This window comes from Halorubrum salsamenti (assembly GCF_007671685.1).
Lineage (GTDB): Archaea > Halobacteriota > Halobacteria > Halobacteriales > Haloferacaceae > Halorubrum > Halorubrum salsamenti.
Genome location: NZ_VCNL01000002.1, coordinates 287087 through 306266 on the forward strand (window position 1 = coordinate 287087; position 19180 = coordinate 306266).

Here is a 19180-nt window from a genome sequence, read left to right on the forward strand (position 1 = left end):
ACTACGACGGATCGACTCGCACCAGCCACGCCGCGGGGTCGTCGAGTTCGGCGCGCGTCGGGAGGTTCTCCGGGCGCTCCCAGACGGCGCCCGCCGCCTCGATCCCGCGCGCGTCGACGACCTCGCGGAAGAAGGCGGCGCCCTGCTCGTACTGTCGGCGCTTCAGTCCCAGCCCGAGCAGCCGGCGCGCGATCCGCTGGACCGGACCGCCACCGCCCCGGCGCTCGTCGAGCTTCCGACGCAGGTCGCCGTACTCGCCGTCGAAGGCGCGGTCCATCAGCACCTCGGCGTACCCCTCGACCGCCGTCATCGCCGCCTGCAGCTCCGCGAACGGCTCGGTGTCGAGGGCGTCGACCGGGAGGCCGCCAGCGGTCAGCCCGCCGCGACCGGTCTCTCCCGCGCCGCCCGCGAGCCCCTCGATGCCGCGCTCGACCCGCGACTCGAGGTACTCGGGGAGCCACGGCGCCGCGCCGAACTCCGCCGCGTGCGTCACCTCGTGGAAGGCGATCCAGCGCCTGAACCGCGGAAAGTCGACGTCGAGCGACGCCGCGACCGCGACGATGTTCGGGTGGACGAAGTAGAGCCCGTGGTCGGCGTCGGGCTCGTCGGCCAGCAGGAGCGGGTCGTACTGGCCGAGCACGTTGCGCGCTAAGAATCCGAGCGTGAACGCCATCGACCCGGTGTTGGCGATCCGCGAGAGGTCCCGCGCGAACCCCCGCGTGAGGTCGCCGGCCGGGAGGTCCACGGGGCCGCCGGCGGGTTCGACGATCCCGCCGGTCGACCCGCCGACTCCACCGGCCGATTCGCCGACTCCGCCGACCGACTCCTCGTCGCTCCCGGTCGCGGCCGCCTCGATCGGCGCCATCACGTTCCGGAACGTGTCGACGCTGGCGTCGATCCAGTGGTGCCGGTTCTGCACCTCGATCGCGTCCGGCACGTCGAACTCGATCCCGGCCACCTCGCGGAGCCGGGAGCGCGCGTCGCGCACGTCGGTTGCGTACCCCGCCCGCTCGGCGTCGGTGAGCGCGAGCGACCCCGGATCGGTGCTCGCCTTCGCGGCCACCGCGGCCCGCTCCCAGTCGACGACGCCCGGCCCGCTGGCCTCGGAGACGGTCCGGAGGCTTCGGAGGATGTCCATACGAACCGGAGGAGGGCGCGCCTCAAGTCCCTTGTGTCGGTGGCGGGAGCAGCGCGGTGCCGCCCCACTGTCGACCCGCCACCGTTCGTTACCGCCCCGCCGACCGTATCGGCGGTTTCTTGCCGGCCGCCGGATCAGCCAGCGTATGCGCGACTCACAGAGGGCGTTCCTCGACGACCTGCTCGCGACCGCCAGCCCCTCCGGCTTCGAGACGCCGAGCCAGCGGGTCTGGACCGACTACGTCCGCGGCTTCGCCGACGAGGTCTCCGTCGACGCCTACGGCAACGCCGTCGCCGTCCACGAGGGCGATCCCGACGCGCCGACCATCGCGCTGACGGGCCACGCCGACGAGATCGGCTTCATCGTCCGCGACGTGCTCGACGACGGCTTCCTCCGGATCAGCCGGATCGGTGGCTCCGATCGCACCGTCTCGAAGGGCCAGCACGTCACCGTTCACGCCGACGAGCCCGTGCAGGGCGTGATCGGCCAGACCGCGATCCACCTGCGCGACCCCTCGGAGGACGAGTACGAGGAGATAGCCGGCCAGTTCGTCGACATCGGCGCGGCCGACGCCGAGGAGGCCCGCGAGCACGTCGAGATCGGTGACCCCGTCACCTTCTCGACCGAGGTGGAAGAGCTCGTCGGCGACCGGATCGCCGCCCGCGGGATCGACAACCGGACCGGCACGTGGGCGGCCGCCGAGGGGCTCCGGCGCGCCGCCGAACGCGACGCCGACGCCACCGTCTACGCCGTCTCCACGGTACAGGAGGAGGTCGGGCTTAAAGGGGCGCAGATGGTCGGCGTCGATCTCGACGCGGTGGACGCGTTCGTCGCCGTCGACGTCACCCACGCCACCGACAACCCCGACGTCGACGGCGAACACCGGGGGCCGGTCGAGCTCGGCGCCGGCCCCGTGATCGCCCGCGGCAGCGCGAATCACCCAGTCCTCGTCGAACTCGCACGCGACGCCGCGGCCGACGACGACGTCGACGTGCAGCTGCAGGCGGCGGGCTCCCGGACCGGCACCGACGCCGACGCCTTTTACACGTCCCGAGGCGGGGTCCCGTCGCTCAACGTCTCGATCCCGAACCGCTACATGCACACGCCGGTCGAGGTGGTCGACACCGGCGACCTCGACGCGGTCGCCGACCTCCTCGCCGCGATTGCGGACGGCGCGAGCGACGCCGCGCCCTTCACTGTCGACGTGTGAGCGACGCGATTCACCGACGATAGTGGAGCAGTTAGGCACGGTAAACCGGGGCATGGAAGGGTCGAAACGGAACTGTTTTACAATATCCTGCCATACCGGTAATTGCGTCGAACGGACGTGCGCTCTGGTGGTGTAGTCCGGCCAATCATATTGCCCTCTCACGGCAATGACCTGGGTTCGAATCCCAGCCGGAGCATCCTTTCCTCCCGCCGTCTTGTGGTTTTAGCCTGCGCTGTCACGTATGTTCGACTCAACGCGCAGACCACGTAAGTTCGAAGGATTCACACACAACCGTGCAGTCATGCGATTCCCCGGTTTGCGATACCTATCGGGTTCGCAGGACGCGGTCCTCTCCCCGTTGCTGTCGTGCGATTCGGGTATTTGGTTAGCGGGCGAAGTGCCATCCACTCACCGGGAGGCTCGGTCTCTGGAGGGGGCAGATGGACCTTGACGATTACCCGGTCGTCACCGAGCCGTCCGAATCGTATCTGAACGAGCGGCAGTTGCTGGATTACCGCTCCGAACGCGAGGAGTGTCTCCGGTGGCTGCTCACCTACGGGAAGGAGCCGGAGAAAGCCGAGGGGTACGCGAAGGGAACAGTCAAACCGCGGTCGTATCGCATCGACCGGTTCTACCGATGGGTGTGGGAGCAAGAGGGCGGCTACACGGTCAACCTCATGCACGACCACGCGGACGGGTGGATGGACCACCTCGCACATCGGGACGTGAGCGCCACGCACAAGGTGAACTGCCAGAAGTCGCTGAAGATGCTCTACAAGTGGCTTCACCACGAACGCGGCTCCGGACAGTGGGAGCCCGACATCACGTTCTCGGCGGACAACAGCTCGAACCCGCGGGACTTTCTGACGAAAGACGAGCGGAAGGCCGTCCGCAACGCGGCGCTCGAATACGGATCGGTGCCCAGTTACAACAACTTGACTCCGACCGAGCGCGAGCGGTGGAAACGCTACCTCTCTCAGCGGTTCGAAAAGCCGAAATCGGACGTGACCCCCGACGACTGGGACCGCGCTAACGGCTGGAAGATCCCGTCGCTGGTGTGGGTCAGTCTAGACGCCGGGCTCCGACCGACCGAGGTCAACCGGTCAACGATGGACTGGATCGACACCGACAACAGTCTCCTTCGCATTCCGAAGGAAGACAGCGCGAAAAACACCGATCACTGGCGAGTCGGCCTCAGCGATCGAACGGCGGAGATCCTCCAGAACTGGTGTGCGGAGCGACGCGCGTATCCAGCGTACGACGACACCGACGCGATTTGGCTGACACGGAAAAAGAATTCGTGGGACGTCTCTTCGCTCCGCTACCTGCTGCATCGCCTGTGTGACATCGCCGGCATCGAGACCGCGAACCGACAGATGAGCTGGTACGCGATCAGACACTCCGTCGGGACCTACATGACGAGAGAAGAAGACCTCGCGGCGGCGCAGGCCCAGCTCCGTCACAAGTCACCGGAAACGACCATGAAGTACGATCAGACACCGGTCGAAGACCGGCGAGACGCGTTAGACAGAATGGGGTAGACCGGTTCCCCGTCACATTAGTTCCGCCACTTCCTGTTTCCGCTCGGGAAGCGGGTGGATGTAACGATCCGCGGCGGCGAGACTGTTCTGCCGGAGCGCATCCGCCACGACCCGCAGATCCGTGTACTCGTGATAGACGTACGTGCCGACGCTGTGCCGGAACGAGTACCACACCAACTTGCGGCCGCGCTGGTTGATCCCCGCGTCCTCCATGAGGTTATCGAGTAAATCGTTCAGCGTCCCTGACCCGTACGGGTTGCCTTTCCGGGTGAGCCACACCTCGTCACGCCCGTCGTACAGCTCCATGTTCGACCGCTGGTCGAGCCAGTTCTCGAAGGCGTTCGCCGCCTCGGCCGAGAGTTCCTGGGTCCACGACGAGTCGTTCTTCGGTGCCTCGCCGGCCGGAATGTGAATCGCTTGGTCCTCCGGGTCGTACCATCCGACTTTCAGCCGCTCGATGAGGGCCGGCCGCCACCCGGCTTCGCGCGTGGTTCGAACGAGTGACGGGATCTTCCAGTCGTGGTTGAGTTCGTCCCAGTCGCTGGGCCGGACCTCGTCTTTCGGTTTGCCGAGTTCTTGCGCGATGTGGGTCTTCCACCGGTCCCGGTCCTCCGGAGTGAGGTTGTTGTAGCTGGGAACGCTCTTGTATTCGAGCGCGGCTTGCCACAACTGCCGGAGTTCGTCCTTCTGAAACGGGTCGGCGTGGTTTTCGCTCCGTTCGTCGGTGAACGTGTGTTCGGGCTCCCACTCGGTATCGCAGAATGCGAACCAGTTCCGCAACACGTCGTTGATTTTCCGTTTGCTGCCTGGCGCGTACCGCTTGCCGTCGAGGCGGCGGAGCCGGTCTTCGACTAGGGCTTCGTTGACTGCGTCGGCGGCTCCCGTCGTGAGTTCCGTCGTCACCGTCTCGTTGTCCCAGACCCACTTCACCGCTCGGTGGAGCCGTGAGATGCGTTGAGTGACGTTGCTGTAACCGAGTTCTCTCTTCGGGTCTTTCCCTTCGGTCTCCAGATACGTTGCAAAGCGGGTTAGCTTCGCGCGGTACATCTCCCGTTGGCGGGCGTTGAGCGGCTTGAACTGGTGATCCGATAGGATTCGGCTCTCACTGTCGTCCGAGCTACTCATCGCTCACCTCCGTGGGCGCGACCACGACTCGGGTCGAATTGCGCTGGTCTTCCGACGGGGCACAGGATAGGGATAGATACGGCCCGCGTCTCCACGATTCTACGTCCCGGTGCGAAATCATCATTTAGCTCAACTGCACCGGCATAAGATCCTATTTAAAATAAATCTCTGCCTCAGCGGCGGTCAGAACTTTCCCCTAGAAAAGAAACATCCACACACAGCATACAGAGAAAAGACCGTTTTCCTCCTCCTTAGGGGTTCTATCAGAGGATGACGAGAACCCCGCTCCCGCAATCGGAACCCATCCGCGTAACGACCGCGCATCGAAAACACGCCTCTCGGACCCGGTTCGCTTGCAACGAAATCTACGTAATCACGGGACGGAAGTTGGTTCTCGAACCGCGATCGGCTCCGGTCAGCGACTAACTAAGATTCCGTTGTTCAGACCGTGCCGAATCACGATTCTCACTTGCTATCGATGGTGACACGTCCGCCGTCAGAGGATCGGGTGTTCTCATCGAAGGTGTCGAACACACACGATTCACTATCGAATCCACCACGCGGCATACTTCCACAGTGACACCGTTCTGGGCTCGCTCCGTCGCGGCGCGATCAGTCTGACCGCACTGCAATAAAGACGTGTCCGGCGTTCAAGTACGTAGAGCCCAACACGAAACCGTGACTGACGACGCGTTCGCTCCCGACAATACCGGTGTCCCAACCGTCTCCTGTACCCGGTGTGGCCGCGAGTGGGAGCTTGACCACGAACTGGACGACCTCCACGCCGGGAACCGCGCGGTCGAACAGTTCGCGCTCGATCACGAACGGCACACCGGTCACTACCCGGACGACGTGACCCCGTGGACCGTTCGGTGCCAGCACTGTCCGGACGGCGAGCAGTTCCTTTCAGAACGCCCGGCCCGACGCTGGGCGACCACCCACGCACGCCACACGCGCCACACCGTCCAGCTCGAAGGTCCAGACGAAACGGCCGACAGCATTTCGCCCGAGAGCAGCGAGTCGCAGCCGTAAACACCGACAGCAGCATCGCAGGCGAGATAACCGCTTCTCTGCAGACTGCGCTTTCATCACGCGCGAGTGCCGAATGTGCGACGGGAGAGTGTCTCCCTGTCATCCCGGGCCGAGCGCGGCGATATCGGCTCCGACCGCGGCCCGCGCGTCGGCCGGATTCGGTTCGTGATCGGCGAGATGCGTCCACTCACACGCTGGCAGCGCGGACAGGTGATCCAGGATCGCCGGGCGATACGGTGCCGCCGCAGCAACACCGTCACCGTCCCCCCAGATATCGTTAATCACCGTCATCGAATCGATACGGATCTCCACCGTGCCCGGATCACACCGCGAAGCGAGCGCCTCCAGCCCGAGGTGAAGCGCCGCGTACTCCGCGGTGTTGTTCTCCGCTCTCGAGCCGACCGGCCGCCCCAACTCCGCAAACGGCTCACCGTCAGCTCGGAGAACAGCGCCCGCACCGGCCGGCCCGGGATTCCCACGCGAACCCCCATCAACGTACAGCACAACGTCACTCCCGTCAATCTCACGGCGTCGTTCTCCTGTGGACGGCGGATCCCTAGCGAGTATCTCATCGATCGCCGTTCGAATCTCACCGTCAGTCGTCTCCGGATCAAACAACCCACCGAATCCGGAGACGGCCGCATCGATCGCGTCGATCGCAGCCCGAATCTCGTAGTCGTACACTGTGAGCACCTCATCGACCCGACTGGCAAGCGGCGACAGCGTCGCCGTCGGTAAGCGATCCATCTTACCTGTCGATCCCCCTCCACCGATCTTGCCAGTCCATCCTCACACTCACACTAGGTAGAACGGGGCAAAAACACGCGGGTCCCGACCGTCCAATGCTGAAGTCTGGAATACACACCAGACGCGACGCAGAATAACGCGAATCGCCCAACACGAACCGTTACACTCACTCTCTCCCGTATTTCTCGCCGAACGCCGCAAAGTGATCCACGAGGTCTGCCTGCGCCGCTTCCAGGTCATCGACTGACCCGATGTGTTTGTAGAACACCGTGTTCGAGTCGAACGGATTACTCGCGGTTGAAAGCGACCAGTCGCCCTCTTGGGTGCGATCAACAATCTCCTGGTCTACGTCTTCGGGAGCGCCTTTGACTTTGTACCCGAAGGCTCGAAGCGCGCCGTCAACGTCCGTGCGATCATACTCCGTCGGCGGCATCCAATACAGGTGCACATTCAGTCGCTGCGTCCGATCCACCGGGGCACTCGGACCCTCCATTTCGTGGTTGAGGCGGTGGATCGCAAGTGCCGATCCGGAGTTTTGATTTGTCTTTACGTTGATATTCGTCTCTGAATCGAACAGCTGAGGTTGTTCATCGACCAGTGCCTGATCGAACACGCGGAGCCGCGCCTCAATTTCGTCTTCGAACTGCGAGATCAACTGAATCGCTTTCAAGTACCGATCCGACTGCAGCCCCTCGGTCAGAAACTCATCGGTCATACGCTGACTCTCGCCCGGAGATACGTTAACTGTTCGTCAAGTGTACCCGAGACGGCGATCGGCCGCACCGTCTCAACAACACCTGCGGGATCGACCATTCTCTCGATCATCGGTTGCGGTTGGAAGCCTGCGACGTACTGTTCGATTGCCGCACAGAAGAGATACGCGTTGGCCGCCCAGTGGTCGTCAACGATATCCCCTCGCCGTAGTACCGACCGAACCGCTGCCGCGATATCCAGCCAGTACAGGACAGTAATCGGACCCGGGTCGTCCCACTTAACCTCCCGTCTCCCGTCCGCTGACGCCTCAATAGGCGGTGACACGATTGTCTCAAGACGCCCACGCTGCCGCTTCGGTAACAGCAGCACGTGGTCCCACTGCACATCGTCGAAATGTCGTTCGATGAGGGATGCCGTCTCCGGAGTTTTCCGATAGTTCTCGTCGCCGAGCTTCACCTCGATCGACACACCGTACTCGGGATGCCGGACCAAAATATCCGCTTGACGCCACCCGCCGTTCTGTTTCGGGAGCTGAACCTCACGGCGCACCTCGTCAGGCGGCGCTTCGATCGACTCATCAAATAACTCACTGACCAGCGCCGCAGACGGTTGCAGTAGCTGCGCGAGCCACTGCGACCAGTCTAATTCACCGTTCGGTCGTAACGGCCCTCTGAACCCTTGTGAACCCGAGATATCCGCGGCAAGTGGATCCGTTTCGAACGGTGCGTCCGATGCCGCCCACAACTCGTTCGACCGGTCGAGTAACTCACCGACTTCAACTGCTGTCTGGTGACCCGTCGCAGTGAATGTCTCCCACCACGGATCCAAGTCACCCCACCACTGAGTCACTCCACCTGGATTCGTCACCTGCAACGCGGCACTGCACACCACTGACGACGCCGGTTCCTCACCCGTCTGCGTCAGTGCGTCGATAGCCTCCCACTCTCGTTCCGTGTCACGCAGCACTCGCTGCCGATCGGAGCCGTACGCACTTACACCGCTCCCGGCGTCCAGATACGCGTCAACCCACGGATCGAGGCGCGCCCAGTCATCCGGTTCCACGTCAACAGTCACGCCCAGACCGACTCACCTAAATTATATAACTGCTTGGCAGGCGACCACGCCGATACACCGACGAACGCCACACTGTGCACACTTCTTATTCGAACCTTGCACATGCTCGGGCGGACAGATGCCACATGAGAGCGAGAGGATCCGGTGGCGAGTGTGTTCGTCGGGTCATGAGTGCTGGAACATGGAATGTACAGAACTCGGTACTGGGTCGCCGGCACACATTACGAGGTAAGCGGGTTACAGCGGAATTTGCTGGGACTGAAGCTGCGGAATTCAATTTTTTGCGGTGTACTTCGCTCGGACCGGGGTGGCCGGAAATCACTTCGTACACGCGTTTTCACGTCGATCCGCCACGGCACCGTGGGTTTCCCGGTATCCCGGTGAGAGTTCTAAGGCAAGTCTTCAAAAGTCGGTGGTTCAAGCTAAGTAGTTAGGGAAATGCCAGACCGCATTTCCACGACGGCGTTCACGAGAACCGATTCATCGACGCATTACGCGTCTCCAGCACCCGCTCAGTTCGATTCGACGGTCGGAGTTACAGGTCCGCGCGCGCCGATCAGCACGACTCCGCCGGAACTCGACGAGGGCAGTCCGGACGACCCGATACCGCCCCTGGAGGTTCATGCCGACATCGAGGCGCTCGAAGAGACGCTTACGGACGCGGCGGAGTCGTTCGCGGAGGCGTTCACCGCAGATGCGTCTGCGGAGCTCCGTTCACGAGCCGAGACGTGGGCTGTTGAGCGTGACTTCGACGACGACGTCATGAAGACGCCCGTTACGGAACAGGCTGCGCTCGCTGTCCTGTTGCGAGCGACGTTGTATGAGCCTAATCACGACGAAGAGTTGCCGCTTGAGAACGCAGAGGAGGCGTTTCGCGCGGCTGCGTCGAACACGACGAACTCGGCACCGGGCTGGTGTGTCCTCGATGACGTCGCGTGGCTCGCCGCCGACGCGGCACTCGCCCCAGTGATTCGCGCACGACACACGCTCCAGGAGTCAACGTGCCCGTCCGAAGACCTCGGACGGCTGTACGCCGCTATCGTCACGAGTACCGATCGGCAAACGCTCAGCCAGTTCCGCGCCCCTCGATGGGCTGGCCGCGCCATGCGGGTCTGGGCTGGCGGCGACGGCGATACCGTGCTTGACGCCGGCATCGGGCCGGTGCGTTGTCCACACCGTTACACCCCTCGTGGCAGGTCTGCGACGAACCCGCCGAAGTCATCGGGATCGACCGGAGCCCGCTGTCCGTGCTCCTCGGAACGACAGCGTTAGCGCTCACCAACCACACACCGTACTGCGAGGTGACTACCTTGACACCGAAGCTGACGACCTGCCGGTGAGCGTCGATGGAATGGTGTGTAACCCGCCGTACGCGCACATTCGCCTGTTGACGGAGCCGGAGAAAACGCAGTGGAACGATCAAGCGGAAGCGGAAGCCGGCGCTGACATCAGCAAGCAGTCGCCGCTGTACGTCTACTTCATGATTCACGCAGCGGAATTCCTCGATGACGGTGACAGAGCGGCGTTTCTGGTTCCGCAAGCGTTCCTCGGGACGCAGTACGGAATCGCACTCAAGCGGTTCCTGAAGCAGAACTTCGACATCAACGCGCTGATTCGAGTGGATCCTGACGGGGGCTCGCTGTTCGCCGACGCGGACACGGCAGCCGTGTTCGTGTTACTCGAAGCGGACGGTGATCCGGCCCCTGGAAGCAAAACTCGGTTCGTCACCGTCGATGATCGAGACTTCACTTCGGTTCGAGCTGCGATGTGTAGCACGGCCACCGGGGTAACGGACTGGGGCGAAGTCACCACCGTCGCGCAGGCGGCGCTCAATCCGGAACTCAACTGGCAGGCGCAGTTCGATCCGGTCGGCATTGACACGGGCCACCTCCCATCGCTATCGAAGCTCGGGGCGGTTCACGTGGCACCCCCAGCCGGGGAAGCCGGTGCGTTCTGCTTGACCGCAGGTACTGTCGAGCAGTACGGAATCAGCACGCAGCACCTGTCACGCGTAGCCCGTCACCCGGAAGACGTGCCAGGGTACGAGGTGCGGGAGGCCGACTGGGTAACGGCGCGCGAGGCCGGTACGGAAGTGTGGCTTCTTGACCCTGAGGACCTCCCCGTGCTCCCCGCCAGCAACGAGGCGTTCATCGAACAGTACGACGACGGAACCCTCACGGGAGACGCCGTCGATACTCCGCACGACAACCTCCTACGGTACCTGCGAGACAACAGCCGAGAGTACGATCTATCCAATAGCTCATGCACGGAGCGACAGCACTGGTTCCGGCCGTCGAGACACGCTCCGGCGCCGATCCTGTTGACGAACGCCAGCCAGGACCAGTTGCGGTTCATCGTGAACGAAGCCGCGCTTCGAGTCGTGAATAACTTCTACGAGGTCGAACTCGGACTGACAGGCGCTGAGCGAAACGCCGTGCTCGCGTACTTGAACAGCGGTGTCATGGGAGACGTGCTTCGACGATACGGTCGCATCCGAAGCGGCGGGATGATGAAAATCAGCGTCAGGGCTGCCGAACAACTCCCGGTCATCGACCCGTCACGCCTGCCCGAAAACCTCGTCCAGAGCCTCGCCGACGCGTTCGACTCCCTACGTGGAACCGATCGAAGCAGCGACTCACACGACCAGATCATCGACACCATCGACACGCTGGTTCACCGGGCCATCGAAGAAATGCGGCCGGCGTAACTAACTGTACGCGACAAATCCCACTCCCGGTGCTCAAATTAGTGACGAAGGCTTAGGTCCTGTCGGTATAGGAGGACTTTCAGGGCGGATCTTACTGCGTCTCTCGATGTGCGTTGCGAAGGGAACGGACACCAATCGACACTTCCTGAGGAACGCACGCGGGACCGCCAGACCCTGAATCAGGAGCGGTGGCTGCCAGCATGACCATATTGCGTTTTATGATTGTAACAGTTGAGACTCATGACTCTATTCTGGGATGGGCTTTCCTTGGTGTGATATAAATGAGTGACCAGATTTTATATGAACTTTAAGTGAATAGAGTAACGAATTGTTCTTTGTGAAAACTGAACCGAACACTGATACTGGCGCTGGCGCGAGCATCTTGCTTGATATTCCCGCGCAAGAGACGGGTCTGTTTAAAAGCCAGGCCGTTCACGATGTGCTTTCTTTCTTATCTCGATATCACGAAGATGAGTTCTCTATCACGGAATTGGCTGACGCGGTGGACTACTCTCGCCCAACGATCACAAAGGCGGTTGACACGCTCGTCGCTAACGACCTTGTCACCGATCGACGGGACGGGAACGCCCGATTAACCCAGATCAACCGGGGACGGTTGTCTCGCCCCGGCGACCCGTTACTCGAAATTCCTCAAGCCGAGTTTCACGCGCCAGTCCGCACTGCTCTCGAACAAGTACGTGACCAGTTAGACGGCGTCATCGGCGTCGTTCTGTACGGGAGTGTTGCGCGCGGGACCGCCGACCGGCGGAGTGACATTGACCTCTGGGTGCTCGTGACAGAAGACCGCATGGCGAATCAGCGAACCGCGAACACAATTCGGCAAGACCTCGAAGCACAAGAGTTCGACACGGGTCGCTACGCGTACGAGATCGACGTCGAAGCCCTGCCAGCCATTCCGAACTACACTGAGAACCTCCAAGAGATACTCAGCGACGGCATTGTCCTCCACGACACGGATAAGTTCGAAACAGTTCGAGGGATGGTGTTCCATGGTGACCTCGATGAGTAGAGACGCTGACCCACAGGCCATCACGGACGCGCTTGCAGCGGCGATCGATGCGTTCAACGAAGAAGGATACGGCATCCCCACGCGTGAGGACGAGATCGATTCAGACGCCGAGTGGAAAACCCAATTGACGAAAGCGTGCCGGTTGTTGGCCGCTATCGAACACATTTCTAGGCAAGGGTTCTACACCGCTGCGATTGAGTTGTGCTTCGGTGCGACCGAACGGTCCGTCGAAGCCTACGCGCTCGCCGAAGGCGGGGACGAGCTCAATGACTTCCACGATCATACCACGTGCTACGACCGAGCGACCGAACTCGGCTTGCTCTCTGACACGACCACGCGAGAGCTCCGGCGACTGTACGATACCAACCGCACCGATAGTTACTACGGCGGCCGCCGACCCACAGAACAACAAGCAGAAACGATGCAACAACTCGCTGAGAGCGTCCACGAGTACGTTACAAACCAAATCAGAGAAGGCGGTGTTTGCGTCTGCAACAATATCGACTAACAATCTCGCACCAGAATTCACTGTACTTTCACAAGCTGTGTCGCCAGTGATTCGAGTTCGTCCACTTCATCGATAGCAGCAAGCCACCGGTCCGGAAGGGTAGATGCTCCAAATCGCGCACCTGCGACTGCACCCGCAATCGCTCCGATCGTATCGGAATCTCCGCCACGACTCACCGCCGTCGCAATCGCTTCTTCGGCGCTCTCCGCGAATAGTCCGTCATGGAGCGCCGTCTGTAGCGAATATACGACGTACCCTGACGTTTCCAACGCGGCAGGCGTGTCGCCACGAGCGAGTGGTTCGAGCGCCGCTACGAGCTCGCCAGGCGCGTCTGCACTGATGTAGTCAAGCGCGTCCTGCAACGGCGTGTCTGCACCTTCAAGAAGGCCTGCCACCGTGAGATTCAGGACCGCACAGCCGTCCATACACCGCGGGTCGGCGTGCGTGATCTGCGATGACTGCCGACTGATTTCGGCGAGTCGGCCCCAGTCGGTGGCGTAGGGGACGGCGAGCGGCGCACACCGCATCACACTCCCATTCCCTGCGTTCTGCCCTTCTCGGCTCTGCTCCCACACGTGCTGTCCCGCCTCGTCCCACGCGTCGCCATGCTTGAGACGGTCGAGCGACCGCCTCGTCATCCCTCCAATGTCGAACGGACCGCTATCGAACCACGCGACGAACCGCTCAGCAACGTCCGCTGGATCGAACCCTTGCTGTTCGACGAGGCTTCGCGCGATGCACAGCGCCTGCTCGGTGTCGTCCGTGATCGTCCCGGCGGGCTGATTCCACGTCCCGTGCCCGATCATCTCGTCAAGCCGCCCGTGTTCACGCTGGATCGCGGGCGCAGACTGGAATTCGACCGGTCGGCCAAGCGCATCCCCACACGCCAACCCGAGCATGACTCCACGGGCACGATCCGGATTCATACACAACTCAACGATGACGTCCGAGAAAAGTGTAGGGTGGTCGTCACTCGTCGGGTTTCGATCCGGTACGGAGATTCTCCCGGTACGCGGCCCACGCTTGATACATCTCCACTCGTTCCGCCTCCGTCATCGTCTCGTGTTCGTCCGCATCGTAGAACGGGAGCTCCTCTTTTTCCGGCATTGCCATCACCTGTCTGAGCGGATAGAGTTGCTCGTAGTAGTTCTCTAACACCCAGTCTTCGCCGTGCTCGTCGACGGCTTTCTGGATGTACGGGGCAGCTTCCGGATACTCGTCAGCGAGCGTCTCAGTCATTAGGAGTCACGTTGTTGGTAGGGTATCTGGTTCGTGCGTCGCTTCCTCAACTTCCGTTACCCGGACTCAGCCCCGTCGTCGCCGTCGGTGACTTGCTGTAGGGCGCGTTCACACTGCCCCCGTTGTTCACGCGCGGTCGCCCAGTCACCGAGATCGACGCGTACCTCGTCGATCGACCGCTCACTCGTCTCCGTAACGGCGACGGCATCGACTGCGGCAGGTGACCCAGCGTCGTATCGCTCCTCGTACTCAACGATCCGCGCCGTTAGATCCTGTATACGGTCCCGTAGCTCCGCATCGGAGTTAGTCGCCGCCAGTTCATTGACGCGCCGCCAGTCGAAATACGCGTCATTCCGTGCGTACGTGACTTGCGGTCCGTCGTGACGGGTGACGATCCGTAACTCGGTGAACCAAGTCAGGAACTTCCGTGCGGTCTCCGGATCACAGTCGGCGGCATCAGCGATCGCTTCCACCGATGTCGGCTCACGAGCCTGTAGGATCGTACCGTAGACGCGTTGTTCAACGTCGTCACTGGCGACGGCATCCTCAAACGGTGGCGGCCCATCGGAACCGCTTGGATCGGGCACACCCGTTATTACGGCTCAACAGGCATAATTCCCATTTCAAAAATTCGTTCCGACGGTACCGTCGCTAGCAATCAACGTCGAAGACGGAATACGGCGAGTGCGAGACAAACTCGATTCACTGAGTAATCCAGCACCACCACCGGTAGGCAGTTAGTGCTCGTCAGAGTTCCACCCATCGCAGTACACTGGGAGTGAGTGTCAGCAAACTCCACAACGCAAACAGCCGTCTCAAACGAACCTGGAATCGGAATACAAACAGCCGAGTGGTCGTAACGTGAGATATCTAGATGGCAGAAAATAGTGGTTCCAACCAAGTGCCTAGCCAGCCAGTTGTTGTTCAAGAAGACACCCATCAGAACGAGATTCCAGAGAATATCGACTCAGAGCTGTACAAGACAGACAGCCCGACCAACTCGTTCCACGAATTCAGAATCGAGCCCGATGACGAGCTCGTTGAAGCACTTCGCAACAACGGTCACACGGTGAAATTCAGAGACCGGTAATTCCACTTCCAGTTTCACTCCGCGTGTATGGCTCACGCCTTTGACTATCACGTGGCAGGTAACGAGTATGAACACGTCTCAACGACAGCCACGCGTTGAGTTACCGGAACTGGATGCCGGACTCACGCTCGTGGACGTGGGTTCGGATCTCGGCGTAACGCCAGTCCAGTCCTTGCTGCTTGACTCCATCTTCGCCGGGGACGGCGACGCGTACTGGGTTGACGCGGCCGGCACGGCACAGACCACACGGCTTCGTGAACTCGCTCCCGATCGGCGGTACCTTCACCGGGTGCACGTCGCTCGCGGGTTCACCGCGTATCAACAAACGTCGCTGCTTGACCGGCTCACCGGTGAGCACGTCACGGCCCCAAGCGTCGTGGTTGCGACCGGGATCGACCGGTTGTATCGAGACACCGACGTACCGGCAACCCACGCGCAGGACCTGTTGGTCCGGTCAATCGCCGCACTCGCTCGCGTCGGGCGTGTCCACGACGTCCCCGTCATCGTGACGCGGTCGCGTGCCGACGAGTTCACGCAACCGCTCGTGAACGCGGCGCAGACACACCTTCGGTGTGAGGACACGCAGTTCGGACCGCGATTCACCGACGCGACCGGAGACGTTGATACGCTCGTGTATCACCTCGGCGACGGGTGGGTGCAGACGACGCTCGCGTACTGGCAAGAGGTCCTCACTCACCGAGCACGGATGCATGACGCCCCGGTCGTGGGTGAAGAGGCGACGTCGGGAGTCGTCTGATGGGCCGGACCAACCCGACGTACCGTGACACGCTGCGCGCGATCGAGGACCGCTGGGGCCCGTACCGCCGGACGCTGCGCCGCCGCGATCAACCGCGATTTGACCAGTTGTTCGTGTACGCCCGCAACCACGCTGATGCGGCCGGGATGTTGAATCACGAAGACCGGTTCGCACCTCTGCTGGTGAGCATCGCCATCGAACAGGAACGCCGGATCGACGAGCTCGAAGCTCGCATCACCGACCTCGAAGGCTCCACCAGTCCCGATGGTGCTGACCGTTGATTTCCACTCTGCTGGTGACGTCGTTCGCTGGTCACTCACCGATGACGGCGTCACCCGCACAGTCCATGAAGGGTACACGCCGACGCTGTTCGTCGGCGACGCAGCTCGTGATCTGTACGGGCGGCGCGGCGGCCCGACCCCGACACCACCGGACCGTGATGGACTGTCCGACTCGCTCACTGAACTCCAAGCGTTCCTCACCGGGCAGGACGCTGTCGCCAACACGGGATGTGAATCTTACCGGCAGACGTTTCGAACGGCACCGCGGCCGCTCCTCCGAATCGATGCGGCCAGCGTGGACGCGGTGCGGCAAATCGCACAACGCGTCCAGCAGTTCAACAGACCGGCCGAGTACACGTGTTACAACGTCGATCTGACGCGGCAGTTCCGGTACTGCCTCGAAACCGGGACGCCGGCGAGCCCCGACCAGTCTGTCCGGCCACTCCGCACACTCTCCCTCTCGATCCCACCACACAAATCAGGGCCTGACGCCCTGACGCACCTCACGATCGACGGTGACGCTGCCGGGCAGACACCCGAAGCTGCAGTCACCGCCGTTGACCGTGCCGTCCGCGAACGAGATCCCGACGTCATCGTCGTGTCCACAGCGGACCTCATCCCGCTGCTGTTCGACGCCGCCGACACGCACGACGTATCTGGTTTCGAACTCGGCCGCGAGCCCGGGTACACGAAACTCGCCGGGGAATCCACGTACACGAGCTATGGGCAAGTCGGGCATTCCCCGGCCCGGTACACACTCCCCGGCCGCGTCGTGATCGACGAGTCGAACACGTTCTTCTACCACGAAGCTGGGCTACCCGGCTGCCTCGATCTCGTGAACCGCGCCGGACTCCCGCTCGAAGAACTCGGGTGGGCGTCGATCGGACGCGTCCTCACCGCCATGCAGATCCGCGCCGCCCGCGACCGTGACGTCCTCGTCCCGTGGCAAGCGTGGCGACCGGAACTCTTCAAACCCGCAGCCACGCTGGACGCCGCCGACCGCGGTGGCACCACGTTCGCCCCCGCAGTCGGCGTTCACGAGAACGTCCACGAACTGGACTTTGCGTCCCTGTACCCGAACATCATTCGCACACGCAACATCTCCCCGGAAACCGTTCGATGCGGGTGCTGCGACACCGACGACGTTCCCGGCCTGGGGTACTCGATTTGCGACGCTGATGGGTACCTCCCGACGGTGCTCGGCCCGCTCATCGACGCGCGCAGCCGGATCAAAGACCAGATCGAGGAAACGACCGACGACGCCGAACGCGACCGGCTCGAATCAGCGTCGGCAGCGATCAAATGGATTCTCGTCTCGTGTTTCGGGTACCAAGGCTTCTCGAACGCGAAGTTCGGCCGCATCGAATGTCACGAAGCGATCAACGCGTTCGCCCGCGACATCCTCCTCGATGCGAAAACCGCGCTCGAAGCCGTCGGGTGGCAAGTGCTCCACGGCATCGTCGATTCCATCTGGGTCACCCCGGCCCCGGACCGTGACCAACGCCCGCTCGAAACCGTCGCCGCAGAGATCTCCGCAGACACCGGGATCGCGTTAGAATATGAGTCCGCGTTCGACTGGGTCGCGTTCTGCCCGATGCGGAACGGCGACAGCGGCGCACTCACCCGATACTTCGGAAAACGACGCGTCGAAACCACACCGTCCACTGGCGAGCTCGGTGACGCGATCAAAACGCGTGGCATCGAAACCCGGCAGCGAAACACCCCGCCGTGGGTGAGTACCGTCCAGGAAGACGCGCTCCGCGTGTTCGACGCCACGCGGTCACCTGACGCCGTGTGCGACGTGCTCCACCGGCACCTCACCGCACTACGCCGCGGCGACGTCGCAACGGACGACCTCATCGTCGCCAACCGCGTCTCCAAACGGGCGGACGCGTACACGCAGGAAACACTCACCGTCGCCGCACTCCGCCGCACCCAACACCACGGGTCAAGCCTCGCCCCAGGGCAAACCGTCCGCTACATCGTCGTCAACGCCGACGGACGCGGCATCGACCGCGTCCGCCTCCCGTTCGAAGACAGCGAGTCGTACGATGCTGACTGGTACGAAGACGCCGCGATCCGCGCCGTCGAAAGCATCGTCTCGTGTGTCGGCTGGGACCGCACAGACATCGACCAGTACCTCGCAGACACTACCGAAACCACTCTCGGGAGTTACAATACACAACCTTGAATTCAACCAGAGGCAGCAGCTCCGCCACCTCTCCGCTCCTAACCGAATCGTCGTCCGACCAAACTGCTTAGTTCGTAGTCCGCGTACCTCTGAGCCATGCTGGGCACTCCGGGTTCCATTCAGCCACTGGATGGGAGCCACACAGCCCGCCGGTTCTTCGCCGTCCAGGAATTACTGGGTACTCCGGAACTCGCCCGGTTTTACACGGACCTCCTGATCAACTCTCCGACGACGATCACGGCAGCGCGTGAGCGTCACGGTTTCTCCGAACGCACCGCGTACGAGTACGCCAATAAGCTTGAGGAGTTGGGCGTCGCGGAAGAACTGGACGAATACCAAGACGGGTCTGCACTCTGGCGTGCCGACCCAGTAAGCGGCGAGTGGACCGATGAGACCACGGTCGAATTCGGCCCCGCCATTATCGCCGTCTACGGGGCAACAAGCGTTGATGACGATCTCGAACGCTACGTGGACCGTCACGGAAAGGCGGCGCTGACACCCGCGGTGACGGCAACGATCAACTACCTACAGGGCGAGACGACCCGCCGCGGTATAGCCGACACCCTCAGAGTCCCACCTGTCGAAGCCATCGCAGTCACGCAAGCAATTGAACGGATCGTGGCCGTAGTGACAGACTTCGATCCGACGCTTAGCGACGTTACGTTCACCGTAGACGTTCACGACCGGGCAACCGAGCAAAGCCCATACCAACGTGTCGATGAGTGAGAACCTGAATGCCGGGAACCAACCGTCCCCGCCCAGTATCGAAGAAACGACGCAAGGACACCTCAAATGA

Annotated in this window: 20 protein-coding genes and 1 tRNA gene; 13 read left to right on the plus strand and 8 right to left on the minus strand. The window is 62.2% G+C overall.

The features are described from left to right. Position 1: 1 nt before the first annotated feature. Positions 2–1138 (minus strand): zinc-dependent metalloprotease, encoded by a 1137-nt coding sequence (locus tag FGL94_RS06060; RefSeq protein ID WP_144922160.1) that lies wholly within the window; start codon positions 1136–1138, stop codon positions 2–4. A 145-nt stretch (positions 1139–1283) separates the two neighbouring features. On the opposite strand from FGL94_RS06060, the gene FGL94_RS06065 reads away from it, so the two are divergent. The 3 genes from FGL94_RS06065 (at position 1284) to FGL94_RS06075 (ending at position 3889) form a co-directional block, all read left to right on the plus strand. Then, positions 1284–2348, plus strand: a complete 1065-nt coding sequence (locus tag FGL94_RS06065) for a M20/M25/M40 family metallo-hydrolase (RefSeq protein WP_144922162.1) — start codon at positions 1284–1286, stop codon at positions 2346–2348. Positions 2349–2469: 121 nt separating this feature from the next. Beyond that, a tRNA-Glu gene (locus FGL94_RS06070) sits at positions 2470–2544 on the plus strand. A gap of 244 nt (positions 2545–2788) precedes the next feature. Continuing rightward, the gene (locus FGL94_RS06075) at positions 2789–3889 is read left to right on the plus strand and encodes a tyrosine-type recombinase/integrase (protein ID WP_144922165.1); all 1101 of its coding nucleotides are present in this window, start codon (positions 2789–2791) and stop codon (positions 3887–3889) included. 12 nt (positions 3890–3901) lie between these two features. Here FGL94_RS06075 and FGL94_RS06080 read toward each other — a convergent pair whose 3' ends face one another. After that, positions 3902–5014, minus strand: coding sequence for a tyrosine-type recombinase/integrase (locus FGL94_RS06080; RefSeq protein ID WP_144922168.1), 1113 nt, complete (start codon positions 5012–5014; stop codon positions 3902–3904). A 678-nt stretch (positions 5015–5692) separates the two neighbouring features. On the opposite strand from FGL94_RS06080, the gene FGL94_RS06085 reads away from it, so the two are divergent. After that, positions 5693–6046 carry a hypothetical protein gene (locus tag FGL94_RS06085; protein WP_144922171.1) on the plus strand — a complete coding sequence of 118 codons (354 nt, stop codon included), beginning with the start codon at positions 5693–5695 and terminating at the stop codon, positions 6044–6046. A gap of 99 nt (positions 6047–6145) precedes the next feature. On the opposite strand, the gene FGL94_RS06090 is transcribed toward FGL94_RS06085, so the two are convergent. The 3 genes from FGL94_RS06090 to FGL94_RS18550 all read right to left on the minus strand — a co-directional run bounded on the left by FGL94_RS06090 (position 6146) and on the right by FGL94_RS18550 (position 8581). Next, positions 6146–6793, minus strand: coding sequence for a ribonuclease HI family protein (locus FGL94_RS06090; protein WP_144922175.1), 648 nt, complete (start codon positions 6791–6793; stop codon positions 6146–6148). A 166-nt stretch (positions 6794–6959) separates the two neighbouring features. Continuing rightward, complete coding sequence (locus FGL94_RS06095; RefSeq protein WP_144922178.1) at positions 6960–7508, minus strand: hypothetical protein; 549 nt, start codon at positions 7506–7508, stop codon at positions 6960–6962. Then, positions 7505–8581, minus strand: a complete 1077-nt coding sequence (locus FGL94_RS18550) for a hypothetical protein (protein WP_241659137.1) — start codon at positions 8579–8581, stop codon at positions 7505–7507. Before FGL94_RS18550 ends, FGL94_RS06095 begins: the two co-directional genes overlap by 4 nt. 438 nt (positions 8582–9019) lie before the next feature. On the opposite strand from FGL94_RS18550, the gene FGL94_RS06105 reads away from it, so the two are divergent. From FGL94_RS06105 to FGL94_RS06120, 4 genes are all read left to right on the plus strand, one after another. After that, positions 9020–9853: a hypothetical protein gene (locus tag FGL94_RS06105; RefSeq protein ID WP_144922181.1), complete on the plus strand. Its 834-nt coding sequence runs from the start codon at positions 9020–9022 to the stop codon at positions 9851–9853. Positions 9854–9917: 64 nt separating this feature from the next. After that, positions 9918–11288, plus strand: coding sequence for an Eco57I restriction-modification methylase domain-containing protein (locus FGL94_RS06110; RefSeq protein ID WP_144922184.1), 1371 nt, complete (start codon positions 9918–9920; stop codon positions 11286–11288). 337 nt (positions 11289–11625) lie between these two features. Next, the gene (locus FGL94_RS06115; protein WP_186313342.1) at positions 11626–12318 is read left to right on the plus strand and encodes a nucleotidyltransferase domain-containing protein; all 693 of its coding nucleotides are present in this window, start codon (positions 11626–11628) and stop codon (positions 12316–12318) included. Beyond that, positions 12311–12826 (plus strand): HEPN domain-containing protein, encoded by a 516-nt coding sequence (locus FGL94_RS06120; RefSeq protein WP_144923714.1) that lies wholly within the window; start codon positions 12311–12313, stop codon positions 12824–12826. Before FGL94_RS06115 ends, FGL94_RS06120 begins: the two co-directional genes overlap by 8 nt. Before the next feature lie 17 nt (positions 12827–12843). Here FGL94_RS06120 and FGL94_RS06125 read toward each other — a convergent pair whose 3' ends face one another. Genes FGL94_RS06125 through FGL94_RS06135 form a run of 3 tightly spaced genes read right to left on the minus strand, consistent with a single transcriptional unit; the run spans position 12844 to position 14652 of the window. Then, entirely contained in the window at positions 12844–13752 is a 909-nt protein-coding gene (locus FGL94_RS06125; protein WP_144922187.1) for an ADP-ribosylglycohydrolase family protein, read from the minus strand. A 43-nt stretch (positions 13753–13795) separates the two neighbouring features. Then, entirely contained in the window at positions 13796–14065 is a 270-nt protein-coding gene (locus FGL94_RS06130) for a hypothetical protein (RefSeq protein ID WP_144922190.1), read from the minus strand. Positions 14066–14121: 56 nt separating this feature from the next. After that, positions 14122–14652 (minus strand): DUF7342 family protein, encoded by a 531-nt coding sequence (locus FGL94_RS06135; protein ID WP_144922193.1) that lies wholly within the window; start codon positions 14650–14652, stop codon positions 14122–14124. 287 nt (positions 14653–14939) lie between these two features. Between FGL94_RS06135 and FGL94_RS06140 the strand changes: the two genes are divergently transcribed. The 5 genes from FGL94_RS06140 to FGL94_RS06160 all read left to right on the plus strand — a co-directional run bounded on the left by FGL94_RS06140 (position 14940) and on the right by FGL94_RS06160 (position 19110). Then, on the plus strand, positions 14940–15155 hold the full coding sequence (locus FGL94_RS06140) for a hypothetical protein (RefSeq protein ID WP_144922196.1): 216 nt from the start codon (positions 14940–14942) through the stop codon (positions 15153–15155). A gap of 67 nt (positions 15156–15222) precedes the next feature. Next, on the plus strand, positions 15223–15912 hold the full coding sequence (locus FGL94_RS06145) for a P-loop NTPase family protein (protein WP_144922199.1): 690 nt from the start codon (positions 15223–15225) through the stop codon (positions 15910–15912). Beyond that, a complete protein-coding gene (locus tag FGL94_RS06150; RefSeq protein ID WP_144922202.1) occupies positions 15912–16193 on the plus strand; it encodes a hypothetical protein in 282 nt (93 codons plus the stop codon). Before FGL94_RS06145 ends, FGL94_RS06150 begins: the two co-directional genes overlap by 1 nt. Beyond that, positions 16177–18384, plus strand: coding sequence for a type B DNA-directed DNA polymerase (locus FGL94_RS06155; RefSeq protein ID WP_144922205.1), 2208 nt, complete (start codon positions 16177–16179; stop codon positions 18382–18384). The genes FGL94_RS06150 and FGL94_RS06155 overlap by 17 nt, the downstream gene beginning before the upstream one ends. Before the next feature lie 96 nt (positions 18385–18480). Next, positions 18481–19110: a DUF7437 domain-containing protein gene (locus FGL94_RS06160; RefSeq protein WP_206664912.1), complete on the plus strand. Its 630-nt coding sequence runs from the start codon at positions 18481–18483 to the stop codon at positions 19108–19110. Positions 19111–19180: the final 70 nt, after the last annotated feature.